The 21,148-nt window shown below is 67.7% G+C and carries 19 protein-coding genes; 18 read left to right on the forward strand and 1 reads right to left on the reverse strand.

Annotated features, from left to right (window positions below; all coding sequences use genetic code 11):
• The first annotated feature begins 163 nt into the window (after positions 1-163).
• The 4 genes from DMC18_RS00590 to DMC18_RS00610 all read left to right on the forward strand — a co-directional run bounded on the left by DMC18_RS00590 (position 164) and on the right by DMC18_RS00610 (position 4,260).
• Positions 164-442, forward strand: coding sequence for a hypothetical protein (locus DMC18_RS00590; RefSeq protein ID WP_146217928.1), 279 nt, complete (start codon positions 164-166; stop codon positions 440-442).
• A gap of 7 nt (positions 443-449) precedes the next feature.
• Positions 450-1,961, forward strand: coding sequence for a portal protein (locus tag DMC18_RS00595; RefSeq protein WP_110118652.1), 1,512 nt, complete (start codon positions 450-452; stop codon positions 1,959-1,961).
• Between the two features lie 181 nt (positions 1,962-2,142).
• Positions 2,143-3,042, forward strand: a complete 900-nt coding sequence (locus DMC18_RS00605; protein ID WP_110118650.1) for a hypothetical protein — start codon at positions 2,143-2,145, stop codon at positions 3,040-3,042.
• A 267-nt stretch (positions 3,043-3,309) separates the two neighbouring features.
• A complete protein-coding gene (locus DMC18_RS00610) occupies positions 3,310-4,260 on the forward strand; it encodes a hypothetical protein (RefSeq protein ID WP_146217929.1) in 951 nt (316 codons plus the stop codon).
• A gap of 54 nt (positions 4,261-4,314) precedes the next feature.
• Here DMC18_RS00610 and DMC18_RS00615 read toward each other — a convergent pair whose 3' ends face one another.
• Positions 4,315-4,794 carry a hypothetical protein gene (locus tag DMC18_RS00615; protein WP_110118648.1) on the reverse strand — a complete coding sequence of 160 codons (480 nt, stop codon included), beginning with the start codon at positions 4,792-4,794 and terminating at the stop codon, positions 4,315-4,317.
• 14 nt (positions 4,795-4,808) lie between these two features.
• Here DMC18_RS00615 and DMC18_RS00620 point away from each other — a divergent pair, with 14 nt between their 5' ends.
• From DMC18_RS00620 to DMC18_RS00685, 14 genes are read left to right on the forward strand one after another with little or no spacing between them, the layout of a single operon-like run.
• Entirely contained in the window at positions 4,809-5,420 is a 612-nt protein-coding gene (locus DMC18_RS00620) for a hypothetical protein (protein ID WP_110118647.1), read from the forward strand.
• A 59-nt stretch (positions 5,421-5,479) separates the two neighbouring features.
• Positions 5,480-7,603, forward strand: coding sequence for a hypothetical protein (locus tag DMC18_RS00625; RefSeq protein ID WP_233248021.1), 2,124 nt, complete (start codon positions 5,480-5,482; stop codon positions 7,601-7,603).
• Positions 7,600-8,091 (forward strand): hypothetical protein, encoded by a 492-nt coding sequence (locus tag DMC18_RS00630; RefSeq protein ID WP_110118645.1) that lies wholly within the window; start codon positions 7,600-7,602, stop codon positions 8,089-8,091. The genes DMC18_RS00625 and DMC18_RS00630 overlap by 4 nt, the downstream gene beginning before the upstream one ends.
• Positions 8,042-8,590, forward strand: a complete 549-nt coding sequence (locus tag DMC18_RS00635; RefSeq protein WP_146217930.1) for a hypothetical protein — start codon at positions 8,042-8,044, stop codon at positions 8,588-8,590. The genes DMC18_RS00630 and DMC18_RS00635 overlap by 50 nt, the downstream gene beginning before the upstream one ends.
• Before the next feature lie 8 nt (positions 8,591-8,598).
• On the forward strand, positions 8,599-10,233 hold the full coding sequence (locus DMC18_RS00640; RefSeq protein ID WP_110118643.1) for a hypothetical protein: 1,635 nt from the start codon (positions 8,599-8,601) through the stop codon (positions 10,231-10,233).
• Between the two features lie 7 nt (positions 10,234-10,240).
• The gene (locus DMC18_RS00645; RefSeq protein ID WP_110132610.1) at positions 10,241-14,233 is read left to right on the forward strand and encodes a hypothetical protein; all 3,993 of its coding nucleotides are present in this window, start codon (positions 10,241-10,243) and stop codon (positions 14,231-14,233) included.
• The gene (locus DMC18_RS00650) at positions 14,230-16,755 is read left to right on the forward strand and encodes a phage tail fiber protein (protein WP_110118641.1); all 2,526 of its coding nucleotides are present in this window, start codon (positions 14,230-14,232) and stop codon (positions 16,753-16,755) included. The genes DMC18_RS00645 and DMC18_RS00650 overlap by 4 nt, the downstream gene beginning before the upstream one ends.
• Positions 16,756-16,977, forward strand: a complete 222-nt coding sequence (locus DMC18_RS00655) for a hypothetical protein (RefSeq protein ID WP_110118640.1) — start codon at positions 16,756-16,758, stop codon at positions 16,975-16,977.
• A complete protein-coding gene (locus DMC18_RS00660; protein WP_110118639.1) occupies positions 16,974-17,198 on the forward strand; it encodes a hypothetical protein in 225 nt (74 codons plus the stop codon). Before DMC18_RS00655 ends, DMC18_RS00660 begins: the two co-directional genes overlap by 4 nt.
• Positions 17,199-17,204: 6 nt before the next feature.
• Positions 17,205-19,916, forward strand: coding sequence for a hypothetical protein (locus DMC18_RS00665; protein WP_110132611.1), 2,712 nt, complete (start codon positions 17,205-17,207; stop codon positions 19,914-19,916).
• Complete coding sequence (locus DMC18_RS00670; RefSeq protein ID WP_146217931.1) at positions 19,898-20,380, forward strand: hypothetical protein; 483 nt, start codon at positions 19,898-19,900, stop codon at positions 20,378-20,380. The genes DMC18_RS00665 and DMC18_RS00670 overlap by 19 nt, the downstream gene beginning before the upstream one ends.
• An 8-nt stretch (positions 20,381-20,388) precedes the next feature.
• The gene (locus DMC18_RS00675) at positions 20,389-20,634 is read left to right on the forward strand and encodes a hypothetical protein (protein ID WP_110122221.1); all 246 of its coding nucleotides are present in this window, start codon (positions 20,389-20,391) and stop codon (positions 20,632-20,634) included.
• Positions 20,634-20,891 carry a hypothetical protein gene (locus tag DMC18_RS00680; protein WP_110122220.1) on the forward strand — a complete coding sequence of 86 codons (258 nt, stop codon included), beginning with the start codon at positions 20,634-20,636 and terminating at the stop codon, positions 20,889-20,891. Before DMC18_RS00675 ends, DMC18_RS00680 begins: the two co-directional genes overlap by 1 nt.
• Positions 20,888-21,148, forward strand: a complete 261-nt coding sequence (locus DMC18_RS00685; RefSeq protein ID WP_110122219.1) for a hypothetical protein — start codon at positions 20,888-20,890, stop codon at positions 21,146-21,148. Before DMC18_RS00680 ends, DMC18_RS00685 begins: the two co-directional genes overlap by 4 nt.

Genomic DNA, 21,148 nt, shown 5'->3' on the forward strand with positions numbered 1-21,148 from the left:
ACCGTCGAGCAGTTCCTTGCCGATCTCGACCGCCGGTTCCCCGAGCCCCGCCCTTCGCCCACGGATGACCCTCGGCAGGTGACTTGGGACCTCGCCCAGCGCGCCGTCTACCTGACGATGCAAGACGCTTACGAGACCTCCCGCCGCCGGGAGGACGCCCCCGATGTGTTTGATTAAGAAAGCCAAGGTCGCCACCGCGACCGAGACGGACACCCCGGTGCTCCGCAACTCCTACCTCGACGGCATCGACCCGATCATCCGATCGCGTTCCACCGGCCTCCGATCCCTGCGGATCGACCGGAACACCGCCGGCACCCAGAACCCCACCACCCCCGCGACCTCGCCCCTGACGGTCCAGCCTGCCAGCTCGACCGCTGACGCCACCCAGGCCGCACAGCTGAAGATCATCCGGGGCCTGTTCGGCAACAAGATCGGCACCTAGCCCCCTGATGACGACCGCGAGGGCGGAGTACAACGCCCTTACCCCCGCCCGCTCCACCGTACTGGAACGGGCGCGTGAAGCCTCCGCGCTCACGATCCCCGGGATGATCCCCGACGAAGGCCAGAACGAGCACTTCGTCTCGGTCCAGCCCTACAATTCCGTCAGCGCCCGAGGCGTCGCCAGCTTGGCCGCCCGTTCACTGCTGGCCCTCTTCCCGCCGAACCTCCCGTTCTTCCGGCTCCAGCTCGATGCGGCGACCGCCCGTGAACTCGGGGCGGACCTGGGCGAGGCGAACATGCGCATGTCGCTGATCGCCGGCACGGCCTACTCCATGATGGAGGCGGTCACGATCCGCCCGATCATGAACGAGGCCCTGCGGCACCTGATCGTCGCCGGCAACGGCCTGGTCCACATCCCGCTCAAGGATCGCCCCCGGTTCTTCCGGCTCGACCAATACGTCTGCAAGCGCGACCACACCGGCAACTTCGTGACCATAGTGGTCCGCGAGCAGGTGCTCCCCTCGGTCCTCTCGGAGGACGTCCGGGCCGCCTGCAAGGTCACGACCAGCGACACGAGCGACGAGAAGCCGATCGAGGTTTTCACCGTGGTCCGCCGGCTCGGCGACCGCGTCGAGCAACACCAGGAGATCAACGACCTGGTGGTCCCCGGCTCCCAGGGCTCCGCCCCGGCGGAAGCCTCCGGCTGGATGCCCCTGCGCTGGCTTATGGTCCCGGGGTCCGACTACGGCCGGGCCCACGTCACCGAGTACATCGGCGACATCCTGTCCTTGGAAGACCTGACGAAGGCGATGGTCCAGTTCGCCACCGTCGCCTCCCGCATCATCGGGATGGTCGATCCGAACTCCGGCATCGACATCGACGAACTGATGGAAGCCGACAGCGGCACCTTCATGTCGGGCTACCACGAAAAGGTGAAATTCCTCCAGCTGGAGAAGTCCCAGGACTGGGCTGTCATGTCCACGCTGGCCGAGCGTCTGGAGCAGCGCGTCTCAAACGCCTTCCTCCTCCGCACCTCCGCCGTGCGCAACGCCGAGCGGGTGACCGCCGAGGAAGTCCGCATGGTCGCGGAAGAACTCGAGACGACCCTGGGCGGGACCTACAGCGTGCTCTCGGCTGAGATGCAGCTACCCCTGGTTCGCCGCTTCCTCCACATCGGTGCCCGCCAGCAGCGCATTCCCGCCCTGCCGTCGGCCGTCCACCCCAACATCGTCACGGGCTTCGACGCCCTAGGCCGGGCCGCCGCCGTGAACCGCATTCGCGCCTTCCTGGCCGATGCCTCCCAGATGCTGGGCCCGCAGGTCGCCATGTCGTTCATCAACGGCGAGGAAGTCCTGAAGCGCCTCGGCGAGGGCTACGCCGTCGAAGGCCTGGACAGCATCCTGAAGTCTCCTGAGCAGCAGCAAGCTGACCAGCAGAACGCAGCCATGAGCCAGGCCGCCGTGGCCGCAGCTCCGAACATGATCAAGGCCGCGACCGACGCGGCCGCTAACCCCGAGTGAGAACCTTGGCAAAAACCCCCACCTCGGCTGACGAAGCCGCTCCGGCCGTCGAGCGCGGCGTCCTCGAAACCAACGACGTCGTCCAATCCTTCGGTCAACGCGAGTACCCGAAGGTCACCTCGGTTCTGGAGTCTGGCGCGGTCATGACGACCTACGTGGACCCCAGCGTCCCGGGCGCTGAATGACCGAGACTGCGCAAGTAGCGCCGTCGCTTCCGCCTGAGGCCCTGCCGCCTGGCGCTGACCCGGCGGCCTACGTCGCCCAACAACAGGCCGCCGCCCAAGGTGGTCTGCCGGAGCCGGCCCTGGCCGACCCGGGCAAGGCCGCGGTGCCTGCTAAGCCGGACCATGTGCCGGCCAAGTTCTACAACGCCACGACCGGCGTGGTGGACTACGAAGGCATGGCCAAGAGCTACTCGGCGCTCGAAGCCAAGCTCGGTGCTCCGAAAGAGGAGCCCGCTGCCGACGCCCCGCCGGCCGACCAGACCGGGGTCGAGATCAAGCGTCCCGAAGCCGACCCGGAGTCGGGCCGACATCCCGCTGCCGAGGCCGTTGCGGCCATCGAAGCCGTCGCCGCCAAGTACGCCGATGGCTCCCTGGCCGACACCGACGTGGCCGACCTGTCGAAGAAGATCGGTCTGCCCGAGGCGAACCTCCAGCTCTACTTCGAGGGCCTGAAGGCCATCGAGACCCTGCGAGGCATGGAAGCCCATGAGGCGGCCGGTGGGAAGGACACCTTCCTCGCTGCCCAGAATTGGGCGGCCGAGAAGCTGACCGACGCCGAGCTGGAGTTCTACAACAGCTCGGTCGCCAACCCGAAGACTGCCCGCTCGGCCGTCGAATGGCTGGTCGGCAAGTACAACGGCGCGAACCCGTCGGAGGGCCTGGTGATCAACCCGGGCCCGACCCCGGCTGCTGCCGGCGACGTCTTCCGCTCGACTGAAGAAATGAGCGCCGCCATGAGCAGCGACCAATACAAGCGCGACCCGGCGTTCCGCCAGGCCGTCGCCGAGAAGATCCAGCGCTCGAAGGCGGCCGGCACGATGGTGACCGGTGCGCAATTCTTCGGCGGCGGCTTCTGACCCGACCGCCCCGCTCGCGAAAGCACGGGGCGGTTCTCTTAGACCCAGACCCCTCGTCGGCTGAACGCTGACGGACCCGCGTCTGGGCCGGCCCCTCGTGCCGTGAACGAGTGACCTCCGTGGCCACGGAGGGCGGCCGGTGAAAGCCCGGCTCTCGATACCAGAACAATCCTCGCGGGGGGCCGGTGCGCCGACAACCCCCGACCACGCGCGCGACTCTGGAGCCGAGGCCCGTAACCCGACTCCTCACTTCTCAACGGAAACCGATTGACCAACTCCGTTCCTAACCGTCCCGGCGCTAAGCAGGGCGGAACCGGTGGCGACCGCGAGCTGATGCTCGACCTGTTCGCTGGCGAACTGCTGACTGCCTACACCTCGAAGCTCACCATGCGCGACAAGCACATGGTCAAGGCGCTGTCGAAGGGTAAGAGCTTCAAGTTCCCTGCGATCTGGCAAGCCACCGCCGGCTACCACACCCCGGGCACTGAAATCCTGGGCGACCAAATCCCCCACACCGAAGTCACGATCCTGCCGGACGACAAGCTGGTCTCCAGCGTCTTCGTCGCCGACATCGACGAGGTGCTGAACCACTTCGACGTTCGTGGCGCCTACGCGGGTGAGCTGGGCGCTGTCCTGGCGAAAATCTACGACAAGAACGTCATGCGCCGGATCATCCAGGCGGCCCGTGGCGGCCCCCTGTTCACGGGCGACCAAGGCGGCTCGAAGCTGACCCTGGCCAGCTACGCGACCGACGCCTCGGCCCTGATCAACGGCTTCTCGGACGCCAAGCAGGCGATGGACGTCAAGGACGTCCCGATCGACACCATGCCGGTCTACGGCCTGCTGGCCCCGGCCCAGTGGTACATGGTCGCCCGATCGGACAAGAACCTGAACCGCGACGTCAACGGCGGCACCGCCGACATCCGCAAGATGGCCCTGACCACCATCGACGAGATCACCATCCTGAAGTCGAACATCACGCCCTTCGGCGTGAACGACACGGCGAACTCGGCGATCCCGGCGAAGTACCGCGCCGACTTCACGAACACCGTGGGTCTGGTCTGGACGCCGATGGCTGCGGCCACCGCCGAGGTCCAAGGCCTGTCGACCCAGGTGGTCGATCAGCCGGAAAAGCAGGGCACGCTGATCCTGGCGCGCCAGATGGCCGGCACCGATCCGCTGCGCACCAAGTGCGCCGTGGAACTGGCCAAGGCCTAAGCCACCCCCGGGGAGGCCCTCAGTTTCGACTGGGGGTCTCCCTCTATTTTTTCCTTAGCCCCACCCGAAGGTGATGGCCGCCAACGCCCATGTGATGCCGCCTGCAAAAGCGATTGCTGCGACCGCATTCAACGCCGCACTTCCCGTCCTCCAAAACTTCAGGCCTCGCCGGTCCGCCAACTGTTTCTTCGGCTCCGGCCCGAAGATGCCTCCGCCCATCCTAAGGCTGAGGTTTCCCCAGTTTCTGCGTTCGAATGTGTGGAGGCGCGCTCGCGCGAACGGCTCGGCTCCGGCGGCCAGTAGACCCACCATGAACAGCCACATCGCCGGCAGAAGCGCGAACCACAGGGCACCCTTCGCGTCTTTGAGGGCCGACCCCAAAGCCAGAAGGCCGGCCCCGTTTCCTACGGCGAGAGACAGCGTCCAAACTTTGAACCAGGCAATCGCGGCTGCGTCAGCTCGCTCTCGTTGAGCGTCGGCCAGCCGCTCGACAGCAGCAGCGCCGTCATCCTCCGCCGTTTCCTCCTCACTCATCCTGAGCTTTCCCCATGTCCATCACGACTCCCTTCACGGAGCTGGAGGCAGTCAACGAGATGTTGATGGCCATCGGCCAAGCCCCGGTCAACGCCCTCGTCGGCATCGGCGACGTCAACATCGCCCTCTCCGAACTCCGCAAGGTCGTGCGTTACGTCCAGCTGCACGGCTTCGCCTTCAACACCGACGCCGGTTACCCGCTCACCCCCGACATCAACGGCTACCTGCTGGTTCCGGCCGGCGTGCTGAAGATCGGCCCCGAGGACCGCAACCTCCGCCTAGTCCAGCGCCGGCATCCCAGCGGCCAGCTGGCCATGTGGGACACCGCCGTCCACACCTGGGCCTTCTCCGCCCCGGTCTACTTCCGGGTCACCTGGGGCTTCGGCTTCGAGGACCTGCCCGAGACCGCCCGGAACTACATCGCCATCTCAGCCGCCCGTCGTTTCCAGAAGCGCATCCTCGGCTCCAACGAGCTGGACGGCTTCAACGCCGAGGACGAGCAGCGCGCCTGGGCCCTGCTGATCCGCGACGAGATGGCGTCGTCTGACAAGAACCTCTTCCGCCAAAACCCCGCCATGCGCCGCTACACCAACCGTAGTGGGCGCTCGGGTCGGACCTTCCCCTGAGCCTCTACACCGACACGCTCCCCTCGCTGTACAACGGGGTGAGCCAGCAGTCCGCGCTCGTGCGCTCGAAGGACCAGCTGGAGCTGCAAGAAAACGGCTGGGCCTCCCTGGCCACCGGCCTGGGCAAGCGCCCGCCGACCGAGCACGTGGCCAAACTTCTGACCACCGCCCCCGACCGGGCCCTGGTCCACGAGATCAACCGCGACACCACCGAGCGGTACATCGTCGTGGCCGCCGACGGCCGCCTCCGGGTCTTTGACCTGGCCGGCAACGAGAAGAACGTCAGCGCCCCGGGCGGCTGGGCCTACCTCGGCGGCGTCAGCGACTACGCCCAAGACCTCGCGATGACCACGGTGGCCGACTACACCTTCGTCGTGAACCGCAAGATGGTCTGCAAGACGGCCCCGGCTCTCGCCGACCAGGCCGCCGATCCCTCGTACTACCTCTGGATCAACCGGGCGTCCGGCACCGACGGTCTCAACAATCCGTATGGACCGGGCAAGGCCTACCAGTACGTCGTGAACCCCTCGGGCGGGACGCTGACCGGTGAGGTCCAGCGGTTCGACAAGCTGCCGACGACGGCGGCAGAGGGCGCGGTCTACCGGGTGGTTGGCGACGAGACCACGAGCTTCGTCTCGTACTACGTCCGCCGTACCGGAGCAGTCTGGGACGAGACGGTGAAGCCGGGCCTGATCAACGCGCTCGACTCGGCCACGATGCCCCATGCGCTGGTTCGCCAGCTCGACGGCTCCTTCGTGTTCGCCCCGTTCTCCTGGGCCCCTCGCCGTGTAGGCGACGAGACGAACAACCCGCTGCCCGGGTTCGTAGGCCGGACCATTCGCAAGGTGTTCTTCTACCAGAACTGCCTCGCCTTCATCTACGACGAGAACGCGGTTCTGTCCGTGGCCGGAGACTTCGGCAACTTCTGGCGCATGACCGTGCTGGACTACCTCGACAGCGACGTCAAAGACGTGGCCGCGACGTCCACCAAGGTGTCGATCCTGTACGACGCCGTGCCCTTTGCCGACGGCATCATGCTGACGTCCGACCAGACGCAGTTCTCGATGACCAACGGCGAGGCCGGCATTTCAGCCACCTCGATCGCCATTCGTCCGACCACGAATTATGAGGTCAACGTCCGCGCCGGCATGGCCGCCATTGGCTCGGAGGTCTACTTCGCGACCGAAGCCAGTGGCTGGGCCACGATCCAAGAGTACTCCCGCATCACCGGAGGCGAGGCCACCTCGGCTTCCGACGTGACCGGCCATGTACCCAACTACCTGCCGGCCGGTGTCCACCGCCTGATCCCAGCAGGCGACCGCAAGGCCCTTTTCGTCCTGACCGACGGCGCGCCCAACAAGGTGTTCGTCTACCAGTTCTACTGGATCGGCGACGCCGAGAAGGCGCAGTCGGCCTGGCACGTGTGGGACCTCGGGTCCGGCTCGCGGGTCCTCTCCGGCGCGTACCTCGGTGGCTACCTCTACCTGCTGATCGACCGAGGCGACGGGGTCTACCTCGAACGCCTGAACCTCCAGGCGGGAGCCCGTCCGGCCGCCGCCCCGAGCGAGGTTCACCTCGACCGCCGCCTGGCGCTGACCGGGGTCTACATCCAGCAGAACGACAGGACGCAGTTCAATCTGCCCTACGCGGCCGACACGGCGAACTTCCAGCTTGTCCGGGGCTCCGCCTTCGCCGACCGCGTGCTCTCCCTGATAGACCCGGCATCGTACACCTGGGTCGGCAACACGATCCTTCAGGTGCCGGGCAACCAGACCGCCGGAGCTGTGCTCGCCGGCCGGCGCTACACGTTCCGCTTCCGGTTCAGCCAGCAGTACCCCCGCAAGGGTGACGGCACGGCGGTGACCACCGGTCGCCTCCAGCTCCGCACGTGGACCATCAGCTACCGCGAGACGGGCTTCTTCCGAACGGAGGTCGCCCCCTACGGCCTGGAGTCTACGGTTGGCGAGGTGATCCCGGCCAAGGTCGCGGACTTCACCGGAAAGATCGTCGGGGCCTCCGACCTCGTACTGAACAAGCCCGTGCTCCACACCGGCAAGTACAGCTTTCAGGTCTACGGCGACGCGGCCCAGGCCACCGTCACCATCAGCAACGACACCCACGTCGGCTCGACCTTCTTGGCGGCCGAGTGGGAGGCCTTCTACTGGAACCGCGCCACCCTATGATCACCTTCGTTGACCTCCGCCAGGTCGGCCCCGAGCAATCAGTTGCCTGGGTGTCCGACTTGGCGGGGCGTCTGCGGCCGTCCGACTTGGACGAGATCGCCGCCACTCACGACCTCGACCCCGAGGTCTCGCTGACCACGAGCGTCATGCTCTCCGACCACGCCTGGGTGATCCTGAAGGGAACCCGCCCCATCGCCGTCTTCGGCTGCGCCGCGACCGGCTGCGAGGGCTCCGGCCTGGTCTGGATGATGGGCACCCCTGAGATGGACGAACGGCGCGCCGCGATGACCATCGCCCGGGCGACCCGCCCCTATCTCCGCCAGATGCACCGGACCTATCCGTGCCTCTGGAACTACATCGACGCCCGCAACGACAAGTCCATGAACTGGCTCCGCTGGTCCGGCTTCCGGCTGCTTGAGGCGCACCCAAAGCACGGCCGTGAAGGCCGCCTCTTTTTCACCTTCGCAAGGTACGATCCGCATGTGTGACCCCGTCACGATCGCGATGACGGTGGTCTCGGTCGCCACGACTGCGGCCTCCGTGATCAGCGAGGTCAAGGCCGCCAAGGCCCAGAACGCCGCCATCGCCGACCAGCTCGCGAACAGCGAGGCCGAGATCAAATCGGCCGAGAGCGCAGAGCTGAACGAACGCGCCCGCGCCGCCCGGCGTGAGCAGGCCCGCATCAAGGTCGCAGCCGGCGAGTCAGGCGTCCAGCTCGGCTCGGGCTCGATCGAGGCGCTACTCCTCGACAGCGTGACCCAGCAGCAGCTGGCCGGCGAGCGCACCCAGATGAACGCCGAGACACAGCAACGCGCCGCCGTCGCCGAGGCCAACTCGATGTACTCGCGGGTTCAATCCCCAACCCTGCTCGGCGCGGGCCTCCGGCTCGCGAGCGCAGGTCTCCAAGGCTACTCCGCCGGGACGAGCCTGGAGATTGCCCGAAAGGGCGCGAGCAAGAAGGCCGCTTCGGCCGCAACCTCCAAATAGGATAAGCCGTGGCCGATCTCGCCCGTGCGCCGACCCGCCGCACGGCGGCCGAGCGCCTAACCAAGAACACCGACACCGTCCTGCCGCGCTCGCGGATCACGGACATGGCGGCCCCCCAGGTCCGCGCCGACATGCGCAGCGCCTATCGGGGCAACGACGTGGACGAAGTCCGCCGCGCCCTGGGCATGGTGACCGACGGGGTCGCCGCCGTGGCGGACCTGACGCAGCAACAGCACTTCGAGAAGGAAAAGGCCCAGGCTCAGCAGGCCGTGGCCGACGAAGCCACCGGCAAGATCAACGCCGAGGCTGCGAAGAAATCCGAGGCCTACGCCCAGGTCATCGCCACGTCGGCCGCCCGCCGCACCGCGTCGGATCTCGAAGCGAAGGCGAAGCTCCGCATCCAGGCCCTCATGGCCGACGGCGAGCACGACCTCGACGACGTGAACGCCGCCCTGGACGAGGTCTTCAAACCCGCCCTGTTCGAGGCTGACGGCAAGACCGCGAAGGACTACGGGACACCCGAGGCCAACACCGCGCTCTACCAGGCGCTCGGCGAGGTTCGGCTCGGGCTCCACGCCGAGGCCCAGCAGGTCATCGCCCAGCAGGTCCAAACCAAGGGCCTGGCTGGCGTCGCCGACATGGTGGCGCTCGACGCGAAGAAAGGCCTGATCTCGATCGAGGCGGGGATCGCCCGCGCCGGGGAATTAGGGATCGACCCGGTCGCCGCCAAGCGCGAGTTGCTCCCGGCCCTGGTGAACACAGCGATCCAAACGGACAACCCTGACCTCCTCCTGAAGGCCGCCGACAGTCGCAAGGCCGACGGCTCCCGCACTTGGAGCACCGCCGAGGAGAACTCCCTCCGCGACCAGGCGCTCACCCTCAAGCGCATCGTGGACGCCAAGAACGAGAAGGCCGCCGCCGACCGCTCCGCCGCAACGCTCGGCACGATGGCGGTCAAGGTGCAGCAGGGCTTCAAGATCACCCCGGCCTTCGTCCAGCAGCAGATCGACTCCGGCGCGATCCGGCCGCAGGACGCGCAAGACCTCTTCAGGGTGCAGGAGCACCGGGACGACGAGGAGCGCCAGAAGATCGCGCAGCGTCGCCAAGACATCAGCTGGGCACAAGGCCAAGAGGACCGCCGCCTAGCCCTGATCGACCGGGCCGAGGCCCGCGCCGCCCGCGCCTCGGTAAAGGCGGCCAACGACGTTCTCGTGGGGCTCTACTCCAAGGGGGCGTCCCCCGCTCAAGCTCAACGCGCCGCTGCCAAGCTCTACGGCGACCGCAAGATCAACGGCGACACCTTCCGCACCCTGACCGAGGAGATCGGCCAGATGCCGGGTGACGCGAGCGTGGTCAGCCGCGTGGGGGCCCAGGACTACGAGTACACGCTCAAGGACATCTACGCCCAGAGCAACGCCTACGCAGGTCAGCCAGGCCGGCCCTCCGCCGCCCAGCTCGCCGAGCAGTCTCAGGCCGCGCAGCTGTCGTTCTACCGCGCCCTGCGGACTGGCTCCTCGCCGGCCGAAGCGCTCCGTGCCGGCCTGACCGCTGGCGGCTTCCAGAAGTCGTTCGTGGACGCCCGCGTGGCCGAAGCCCGCGCCCGCGACATGAGCCCCACCATCTCCGATCAGAAGAAGAAGTAGGAGCCGCATGGCTGACCTGTTGACCGACCTCGACGCCGCCTTGGCGGACGACCCCGAGCTGAGCCTCGAAGCCCAGTTCCGCGCCCCGAAGCCGGCCCCAGGCACGCCCGTGCTCTCCAACCGCACCCCCGAGCCCTACCGACCGCCGGCCCAGAAGCCCGACCGCCCTTCCAGGGCTGTCGACTACGGCTGGCGGGGTGTGGCCGGGGGTGTGGCCGACGGCATCTTCGGCCTGATGGACACGGTGCAGACCTTCGACCACAGCATCAGCGCTCGCCTCGACCGCACGCTTCACAGCACCCTTGGCATCCACCTGCCTGGGGGCGCGACCATCGACGCCGACGGCAAGTACCGCTTCGTGAATGCCTCGGAGAGCTTCGAGTCCTACAAGAGCGACCGCGACGGTGCCCGGGCCTTTATGAAGACGACCCTCTTCAAGGAACCCGAGCGCACCGGGGCTAAGATCACCCGCGACATCTCCGAGTTCGCCGCCAACTTCGTGCCCATGATGGTCGCGACCGAGGGCATGGCGGGCTGGGGTTACGTCGCGGCCTGGTCCCGCCCGATCCTGGCGTCGGCCGTCGCCGCCTACCAGAAGACGGACCCGCTCGAAGGCAACCTGGCCAACGTGGCGGAGCACTTCGGGATCGAGAAGGCGGCCATCTCCAAGATGCTTCACGTTGACGATCTCGTCGGCGCGCTGTCGGTGGAGCAGGACGACTCTGAGTTCGAGGCCCGCCTCAAGAACATGGCGGCCGATGGCGTCGTCGGCGTCGCGGCCGATGGGGCCTTCAAAGCCCTCGGGACCATGATCGGTGCCCTGCGGAAGGTGAAGGTCCAGAAGGCCGAGCTGGAGGCCCTGGAAGGGGCCGCCGAAGTGAAACCGGACGTCAACACCGCCGCCATCCGCGAGGCCGTCGAAGACGACGCTGCGGGCGGGGCCAAGACCCTGGCCGAAGGTGCCGAGCCGCCGCCTTCCGTGGCTAAGCCCGAGGGCCCCTCGGTTCCCCAGGACGCCCCCGCCGGCACCCAGGGCGAACTGTTCGAGCGGCCCCAGTCCGCCGCCCCCGACGTGCTCGACGAGTTCGAGCGGGTCCACCTCGACGTGGACGCCAAGGTGCGGGGGATGACGGAGGTGGAGTTGCGCCAGCTCGCTGAGGACCAGGCCGCCGGCCGTGGCTTCACGATGCTGGAGCGGATGGGGGTCAACCCCGCCCGCCTCGACTTCGGCAAGTTCCTGGCCAAGCACCCGAACGCGGCCGAGGCCATGGAGGCCCTGCACGATTGGGTCGCCCGCATCGCCACGGCGGCGGAGCCCATGTCCCTCCAGCTCGGCTCCAAGCCCCGCACGGCGGAGACCACTGCGGTCCTCGCCCGGTTCCTCGGGTCGGACATCAAGACGATCTCCAAGACCTTCGCCGACAAGACGAAGAACCTGGATGTGTACGCCAACGCAGCCGCCGGCCTGATCGGCGGTGAGGCGGAGAAGCTGGTGGTTCTGGCCGAAAAGGCCGTACCCCGCGTCGCCGACGCCGGCTCGCCTGAGTACATCGCGTTCCTGAAGCAGCTGGAGACCGTCTCGGTTCTTCAGGCCGCCTTCCGGGGCTCGGCGTCAAACATGGGCCGGGGACTTCGGTCTCTCCAGACGATCGTCGAGTCTCGACAGGGTCTCGCCAAGATCTCCCGCATCAAGAGCGTCCTGGGCAAAGACCCGGCCGACGCCACCGCGAAGATCGGCAAGACCTTCGAGGACCGGCTGACCGCCCTGGGCGAGGCCAAAACCCCGGCCGCTCGCGCGAAGCTGCTCCAGCAGATCCTGAAGCAGCGCGGTGACCTGGCCCGCGTCGTCCGCGACGCGACCAAGTACTCCGGCATCGTGGGCAAGCTCCGCGTGTTCCGCGAGACGTCGGCCAACCTGTTCTCGCCGGCCACCTTCACGTTCAACATCCTGGGCGGGGCGGGGATGATCACGTCCGACATCATCGCGGCCTCGACATCCCACCTCGGTGCCGCTCTCTTCCGCTCGCCGGAATGGGTCGCCGCCGCCGCGTCGAACCGGGCCTACCTCGGCTCCCTCCTGCCCTCCCTGTGGCACGGCACCGTCCGCTCAACCCAGTACCTGGCCCGCGAGTCCATCGCCGAGGTCAGGGCCGCGACCGAGGGCCTGGGGACCAACGTCGCCAGCGCCAAGCTCACCCAGGCCTCCTCCTGGGTAGAAAGGCAGTTCGGCAAAATCCCGGTCTGGGAGGCCGACAAGCTGGGCAAGGAAGCCACCCTCGGCGACCTCCGTCCGAAGTTCGAGCGCGCCGATGCTACCCGCGAACGCCTCTGGCACATCGCGCCCACCACGGTGGACGCCTGGAACGCCAGCGACAACCACGGCGCGGCCTTCCTTACGGCGGGCCTCCGGTCCCTCACGGGCCTGGCCTTCAACACGTTCGGCGCGATCAGCCGGAGCGCTCGCGTCCTAGCCATCGACGTGCCGGACGAGCTGATCGGGCAAACCGTGTTCGACGCCTCGCGGTACGCCGAGGCTGTCCGGCAGGCGACCCTACAGGGCCTCCAGTTGGGCAAGTCCGGTACGGACTTGGCGTCGTTCGCCGAGCGTCAGGCCAAGCAGCTGGTGTCCGAGGCCTCCGACGACACGCTGACCCGCCTGGAGCAGCTCGTCGCCGCAGGCCAACAGGACGCCGGGAAGATCAAGCTGCTCGCCCAGGAGGCCCTGGACCGGACCAACATCGAGTCCGTCGCCGAGGCCGACGCACGGCGCATCCTCTTCCAAGACGACCTGAAGACCGGCGTCGCCCAGGGGGCCTCCCGGGCCCTGAACCAGATGGACCCCGGCGGCATCATCGTGCCGTTCGTGAAGACCCCGCTGCGGATCATCGAGTCCGCCGCGATGGAATTCACCCCGGCCGGTCTGTTCTTCAGGGAAGCCCGCGAGACCATCGCGGCCGGTGGTCCCGAGGCGGCCGAGATGATCGCCCGGATGACGCTCGGCACCATGCTGATCGTCGAGGGGTACACTCGCGCCGCCAAGGGCGACGTCGTCGGCTACGACGGCGGCCCGACGTCCTCGTCCCGCCTTGGGCGTCCCCAGTACTCCATCCGCCTTCCCGGCGGGAACCACTGGGAATTCGGCCGTATCGACCCGCTGGCGATCCCGCTTGGCCTTGGCGCGGACCTGTACGAATGGGAGCAGCGCTTCGAGGATGAAGACAAGGAGCACACCAAAGGCGCACTGGAGAAGTACACCTACGCGGTGATGCACGCTGTCACCAGCAGCGTCCTGTCGAAGTCGTGGCTAAAGTCGTTGCAGAACTTCTCGGCCATGGCCGACCCCAAGACTGGCGACTACAGCCGCGAGCAATTCTTCAACGGACTCATGCAGCGCATGGTCCCGGCTGGCGGCTTCCAGAAGTACGCCGCCCAGGGCGACGCCGACGCGATCCGCGAGGCCAAGACCCTGGCCGAGAAGTACCGCGCCTCGTGGGTAGGCCTGTCCGCCGCCCTGCCCGTTCGACGCGACCCACTCCTCGGCAAAGTCGTCGAGTTCAATCGCACCGCCGGCTTCCGGCGCGGCGAGGATGCCGACGACCAGCTGATCGCCGAGGTCTCGCGCCTCAACTTCGAGGCTCCGAGGGACACCCGCGCCATCGCCGGGGTGCAGCTGACCGCCAAGCACTCGGAGCGTCTAAAGGCGCTGATGGGCGAGGAAGTCCGCCTCGGCGGACTCACGCTCGACGGCCGCTTGCGGGCGCACATGGCGAACCCCCGGTGGCGGACCATGAGTGACTACCAGCGTGTCGAGGCCATCCGCGACACCCGCGAGATGTACGCCGACGTGGCGAAGACCCGCCTCCAACAGGAGGACAAAGGCCTCGCCCAGGAGGTGAAGGTTCAGAGCCACATCCGCCTCCTCGAACAGAGGGGCACGACCCCCGACGAGCTGCCCGCAGCCGTCCAGCGCTTTAGGAAAGAAGCCCTCTCCCAAGAATGAGCTACGCGACCCGTGCCACCTACGTGGCGGCGGCAGGGCAGCGGGATTTTGATTTCAACATCCCCTTCCTCGACGCCTCCCACGTGGAGGTCACGGTCAGCGGCGCACCGGCCCCGTTCGACTGGGTGTCCAGCTCGCGGTTGCGACTGGTCTACCCGGCGACGGCCGGTGCTGCCGTGGTGCTGCGCCGCAAGACGCCACTCGACCAAGCCCTAGTTACCTTTCAGAACGGCGCGGTACTCACCGAGCTGGAGCTGAACACCGCCGTCCGGCAAGTGCTGTACGTTCAGCAAGAGCTGACGGACCTCTACAACGGCGCTCTGACGGAAGCCCAGGTCCGCCTCGGCGACAACCTCGGCGTCGTCACCGATCCGTCCGAGATCATGGACGAGCTGACGAAGCTCGCCTTGGAGAACACGCTGCTGGCCGAATTCCGCCAGCGCATCTCCGACATCGACCTCAACGCCGAGGCCATCCTCCGCCAGGCCCTAGACACGTCCCAGCGGGATGCCGCCATCGCCCACGCTGACAGCGTCGGAGCCTCCCTGACGGCCCGCGCCGAGGGCATCCGCATCGATCTCGACGCTCTTACCGGCGTCGTGGACGGGCTGATCGACTTCGGCAACGGCCAGGGCATCGCCACGGTCATTCAGAACGAAGCCAACCAACGGGTGCAGGGTGACACCGCCCTCGGCAACATCCTGTCGCTACTTGGGGCCAAGAGCGGCGACGGCCTCTCCTTCATCCTGAACCTCGACACCGTCCGGGCTTCGCCGACGGAAACGCTGGCCAGCCGCCTAGCCGCACTTTCGGCGGCCGACGCGGACAACCGCGCGCGGATCATCGCCGAGGAAACCGCCCGTGTATCGGCGGCCGGCTCCGAGGCCACCCGGATCGAGGGGCTGATCGCCACCTCCCGTGGCCAGGCGCAGTCCTATGCAGACGCCCAGGTCACCGCCGAGCGCGTTGCGCGCACGACCGCCGCTTCCGCCGAGGCCACTCGGGTTGACGCCCTGGTCGCCCAACGGTTCGCCGACGGCAAGACCTACGCCGACGCCCAGGTGCTCGCGGAGACCAACGCCCGGGTAACCGCAGTCAGCGCCGAAGCTACCGCCCGGGGCCTGCTGACCACGCGGGTGAGCAATGCCGAAGCCGCCCTCACCACCGAGCAAACCGCCCGGGTAACGGCCGAGGGCGTCCTCACGTCTACCCTGGCGCTGCTGGGCGCCAAGAATGGTGCGGGCACGGCCTTTGTGCTCGATCTGAACAAGACCCTCGTGTCTTCGACCGAGAGCCTCTCGTCCCGTCTCACCAGCATGTCCTCGGCGACGGCCAACGCCCTATCGGTCGCCCAAACCGAGATCACGAACCGCACCACGGCTGACACCGCCCTGGGCCAGCGGATCGACACGATGGGCACTCGCGTGGGTGACGTAGAGGCGGGCCTGGTCGCAGAGACCAACGCCCGCGCCACCGCCGTTTCCGCCGAGGCTACCGCCCGCTCCCAGCTCGCCGCCGCGATCCGGGGCGAGCTGAGCGCTGCTGTCCAGAATGAGGCGACCGTCCGAGCAGGGCAGGACGGCGTGTTCGCCACCCAGTTCTCGCTTCTCGGGGCCAAGAGCGCCGACGGCCAGGCCTGGAACCTGAACGAAAACACGGTGCGTCTCAGCAGCGGCCTGGCCCTGGCGACCCGCCTGTCGGGCCTGGACGTCCGCATCGGCAGCTCCGAGGCCGCCATGGTCACCGAGCAGCAGACGCGTGCATCGGGCGACAGTGCGCTGTCCCAACGCATGGACACGCTAACCGCTACCGTCGGGCAGCAGACGTCTTCCATCACGTCGCTCCAGCAGGTCCAGGCCGGCCTAAGCGCCCGCTACAGCGTGGCCCTCAACGTCAACGGCCACATCACTGGCTGGGTCGCGAACAACGATGGAACCACGGGCTCCTTCACCATCGCGGCGGACCGGTTCGCTGTCGTGGACCCCAATGGCGGCTCCCCCATAGTCCCCTTCGAGATCAGCGGCGGCGTTGTCCGCGCGCCGAACCTCGTGGTCGGCAACCTGTTCGCGAACACGATCCAGGGCTGGCACATCGTCAACGGCGCTGTGACCACGCCGGCCATCGCCGACTCCGCCATCAGCGCGCCGATCCAGGCCGCGATGGGCGCGGGAACCCAAATCAGCCGCCCCGTCCAAAACTCCACGGTGTTGCCGCTCGCCGTTCCGGCCGAAGCCGGCCAGACGGTGGACATCCAGTTCCAAGTGGACGTCGGCTACCCCTCGACCCGCTCGGGGATCACCTTTCAGCTGCTCCGCAACGGCATCGCCGTGACCGACGCCCAGTCCACCTCGGGCTTCGACGGCAACGACCGCGTGCCCATGTCGCTGACCTTCACGGACGCGACACCGGATGCTGGAACCAACGTCTACTCGATCCTGATCACAGGCACGCGCCTGATCAACGGCGGGATCGACTGCACCCTCTGGAACGGGATCATCCGCGCCCGAGTCATGAAGAAGTAAGTGAAGACCTACGTCATCTACGGGACGGCGACCGGGGAAATCCTCCGTGTCGTCGTCTGCCTCCCCGCGCTCCTCCCGATCCAGCTTCAAGCCGGCGAGAGCGCCTTGGAAGTCCCCAAAGACACCAACACCGCCGGCCTTCAAGTCGTGGAGGGGGCGCTCACGCCCATTCCCGACTGGACGCCGCCCTCCGCCTTTCACATCGAAGAGACCCTCGAATGAACCAGCCCACCGCCGCCCAGTCCGCTGAAAGCCTCCTGCGCGAAGACGCCGAGCTGGCCGTCGTTGTCGCCAACCTGGCTGACCAACTGGAGGTCGCCCGCGAGCGCCGCAAGGTTGTCCGTGCCGCCCTCGAAGGGGTGCGTCTTGGCCAGGCCCTGGCCGGCGAGATTGCCCAGGCGGCCCAGGCCCAGAAGGCCGCCGAGACCGTAGACGCCGAGTAACCCGGGGTGAGCCTCTCGAACGCCCAGCTGGCCCAACAGATCACCACCCTCGTTGGCCTGTGGAACCAGCGCGAAGCCGAGTTTCGCGACTGGCTCGCCGGCTCTGCGACGGGAGGCCCTCAAGGCGACGGCAGGTTCCCCCTGACCAACGGCCAGGGGGCGACCTCGCTGGTGGCCTGTCCGGCCTCGCTCGCCTCAACGGTCTCGGGCCCCGGGGCATCCGCCGTCGCCGCCCAGTTGGCCGCCGAAGCCGCCCGCGACTTCGCCCTTGCCTACCGCGACGCCGCCGACCAATCCCGCGTCCTGACCCAGGCCGCGCTTACGGCCGCCCAGGCTGCCCGCGATCTCTCGATCCAGTACCGCGACCGCGCCGCAAATGCCGAGGCCAACGCTAAGGTCTACATGGAGGCCGCAGATGCCGCCGCCGCCGCCCTCGCGGCGGCCCGCGACACCGCAGTCCAGGCGAACACGGACGCGCAGGCCGCCAAAGCCTCGGCCGCCGGCAGCGCCCAGGCCGCAGCTACGAGCGCTGCCCTGGCCGCAACCTTCAACCCGGCCAACTTCGTGGGCACCGCGGCCTTCACCTGGGCCAACCTCGGCGGCAAGCCCGCGACCTTCACCCCCGCCGCTCATGCTCACGCCATCGCAGACGTCACCGGCCTCCAGGCCGCCCTCGACGGCAAGCAGGCTTCGGGCTCCTACGTGACGACCGCCGGGTTCACCTGGGCCGCCCTCTCGGGCAAGCCCTCCACCTTCGCGTCCGACTGGAGCACACTGGCAAACAAGCCCGCGACGTACGCCTCCGACTGGAGCACGCTGTCCAATAAGCCGGCCGCCTTCGCCCCCACGGCGCACACCCACGTCATCGCCGACGTCACAGGCCTTCAGGCCGCCATCGACGCACGCCTGCTGGTCACCACTGGCGTTGGCGGCGCGGGCCAAGGGGTGTGGCAGCAGGCCGCCCTCGGCTTCGACAGCGCGGTCGGCGACGGCCTCCTAAACCTTGTCGCTGGCGCTACGCACATTCGGCAGAACGCTACGTCAGGCACCGGCCACTCCTACCAGGGCAGCCGGGGTGCATCGCGCATTGGCCTGCACGACAACACCATCAACCTCTACGTCGGCTCCAAGGCCAGCGGCGCAGGTCAGGTGGCAGGCGAAACCGTCGTCTGGAGTCAACTTGTGGGCCTTGCCGCCAGCGGCGCGCAGTTCAACGTCAATGCGGCGTTCCCCGGCGGCCTCTCGGTCGGCCAGAACGTCGCGACGGGCCTTTACGGCGACTACTCTAACGTGGCCGTGCGTGGTTACTCGACCGGCAGCCTCTACCTCCAGACCCAAGCAGGCGCGGTTACGAACTTGCTGTTGGAGCCGACGAGGATCACCGCCTACCAGCCGATGTTCTTTAACGGGCTGGGCACCTTCAACGCGGGAGCGGCCTTCGGGTCGTCCTCGACGATGAACGGCCTCACGATGGCCACCGGCGGCATCCTGTTCAACGCCGGGCCGACCACGGAGCAGACCATTACGTGGAAGATGGGCGACCGAAACGTCTACTTTTACGGCAACGGCACTGCGGTTGGGCTCTACTCATCCAGCGGCGTCAGCATCTGGGCCTACGACAAGACGAACCTGAACATGGGCGTCTTCGCCCACCTGACGGCAGGGGCGCAAGTCTCGGGCAACCTGACGGTGACCGGTTCAATGTCCCTCGGCGGCTACACGCCGTGGACCAACGGCAACCTCGCGCCCATGACGTCGAACACCGGCCAACTGCTGACGCAGGGGGTCAAGGAGTTCGTCACGGTCGCCGGGAACGTCTGGCAGAACGCAGCGCCCTTCAACACCTACATCAGCACACTCGGGGTCCGCGCGATGGGTGGGACCGGCGACAGCGCCGCAATCTCCTTTCACCGCCCCGGCCAGTTCGCGGCCCACTTCGGCCTCGACCACCTCAACCGGTGGAGCGTTGGCGGGTGGTCCATGGGCGACGTGCGCAAGCAGCTATGGCTCGACGGGCAAATCCCGACCGGGGCATGGCAGAACAGCGACGACGGTCGGAACCGCTTTTGGTTCGGTGCCAACGGCGACAGCCTCTGGAAGACCGCTGGTTACCACCACTGGAGAAACAGCAGCGACAGCAATGTCCTGTCCCTGTCTCCGAACGGCGACCTGTCGGTCAACTCCAACGTCCGCGCCTTCGGGACCGGAGGCACCGGCCAGTTCACCGCCGTCATCGGCAACACGATGGCGGGCTTCTATCAGGACGGCACCCAGTTCTACATCCTGAAGAACGCCACGTCTTCGACCAGCTTCGACAGCCACCGCCCGCTCTACGTGAACCTCGCCTCTGGCGCGGTCACGCTCGACGGCACGGGCGCGGGTGGGGTCGTGGTCGGGGGCCGCCTCGATGTGGCGGGGACGCTCTACGCGAACGGAGAGATCGTCACGCCGGGTTGGATCAGGGTGACCGGCTCCAACGGCATCTACTGGAACAGCTTCGGCGGCGGCTGGCACATGAGCGACAGCACGTGGATGCGCTCCTACGGGGGCAAGAGCATCTACACGAGCGGCTTCGTCCAGGCCGACGCCGGAATGACCTCCCAGGGCGGCCGGGTGTTCCGCCATGCCGATGGCGCATACGCCAACTCGTCCGTCACCTACTCGACCGCAGCACCCTCGGGCGGCGCGGACGGGGACGTATGGTTCCAATACTCGTGACCCTGACCATCAAGACCGGGGGCTCGTGGCGCACCGTTACGGCCCCCTCCGTCCGCGTCTCGGGCGCTTGGCGACCCGTCCAGAACATCTGGGTTCGCTCGGGCGGCTCCTGGCGGCAGGCCTTCGCGGCCTATGTCGCGCCGACCGTGTCCGTGGATCGCGACTACATCAGCGGCTACGGCATCCCCAACGGCAGCGCCCAGACGGTCGCAACTGAGGTCGTCGCCGCACTGGTCGCCAACGGCCGCGCCCCCTTCACCTACCAGTGGGAGTTGCTCGACGGCGCGGGGATCATCACCAGCGCCGCCACGGCGTCCACCGGCGTCCGATACAACTTCCCCCGCTTAGGCGGGACCATGACGGGCTCGATCCGCTGCAAGGTAACCGACGCGCTCGGGACCGTCAGCTACTCCCCCGTCGTCACCTACTACCTCCAAGTCTCCGAAGAGGGGACCGTCTCCTAAGAGAGCCCATGAACCCCGAAGAAGAACTGCTGGCCGCCTTGGTGGCCTACCGCTCGGCCGTGGCTGCCGCCCGGCTCGATGCCGAGGCCGCCCGCGCTCGCTTGGCGGCCGAACCCCTGGCCAACACCCTCAAGGCCTTTAGCGCCCTGGAGCAGGCCGCCTACTCGCCGCCGCAAGGCTCGCCGGGTGTCAGCCTGGAGTCCACGGTGGCCGAGGCGATCAGCCAGCTCCAAGCCCGGGCAGGGACCGCCTAATGGACGGGCCTGACCAATCGACCTTCCTCCTGCTGGGGCAGATCGACGGAAAGCTCACAGCCCTGGTCGAGTCCTTCGGCCAGCACCGGGAGGCGACCGATCGCCGTTTCGAGAAGCACGAGGTCACCCACGAGGATCACGACAAGCGCCTCTCGGCGCTGGAGCGGTTCCGCTGGCTGGCCGTCGGCCTGGCCTCCATCGCCGCGTCCGCCGTGGGCGCGGTCTTCACCGCATTCCTCGGGAGCATCCTGAAGTGACCGGACGCGCCTCTGAAGCCGCCCTCGACGCCCTCCACGGGCTCCTGGCCGGCGCGCTGAAAGACGAACTGGAGGCGGCCATGCTCGCCTCCAAGACCGAGAACACCCCCATCAACCCGCAGCTCCTCGACAAGGTCATGAAGTTCCTCGCCCAAAACGGCGTGGACACGCCCCAGGCCGCGCCCCGAGTGGACGCCCTGGCCGCGACCCTTCAAGACATCGACCTCGAAGCCGAGCTGACCCGTCCCCGCCACTGA

The sequence above is a fragment of the Caulobacter sp. D5 genome, from assembly GCF_003185805.1.
In the GTDB taxonomy this organism is placed as follows: Bacteria; Pseudomonadota; Alphaproteobacteria; order Caulobacterales; family Caulobacteraceae; genus Caulobacter.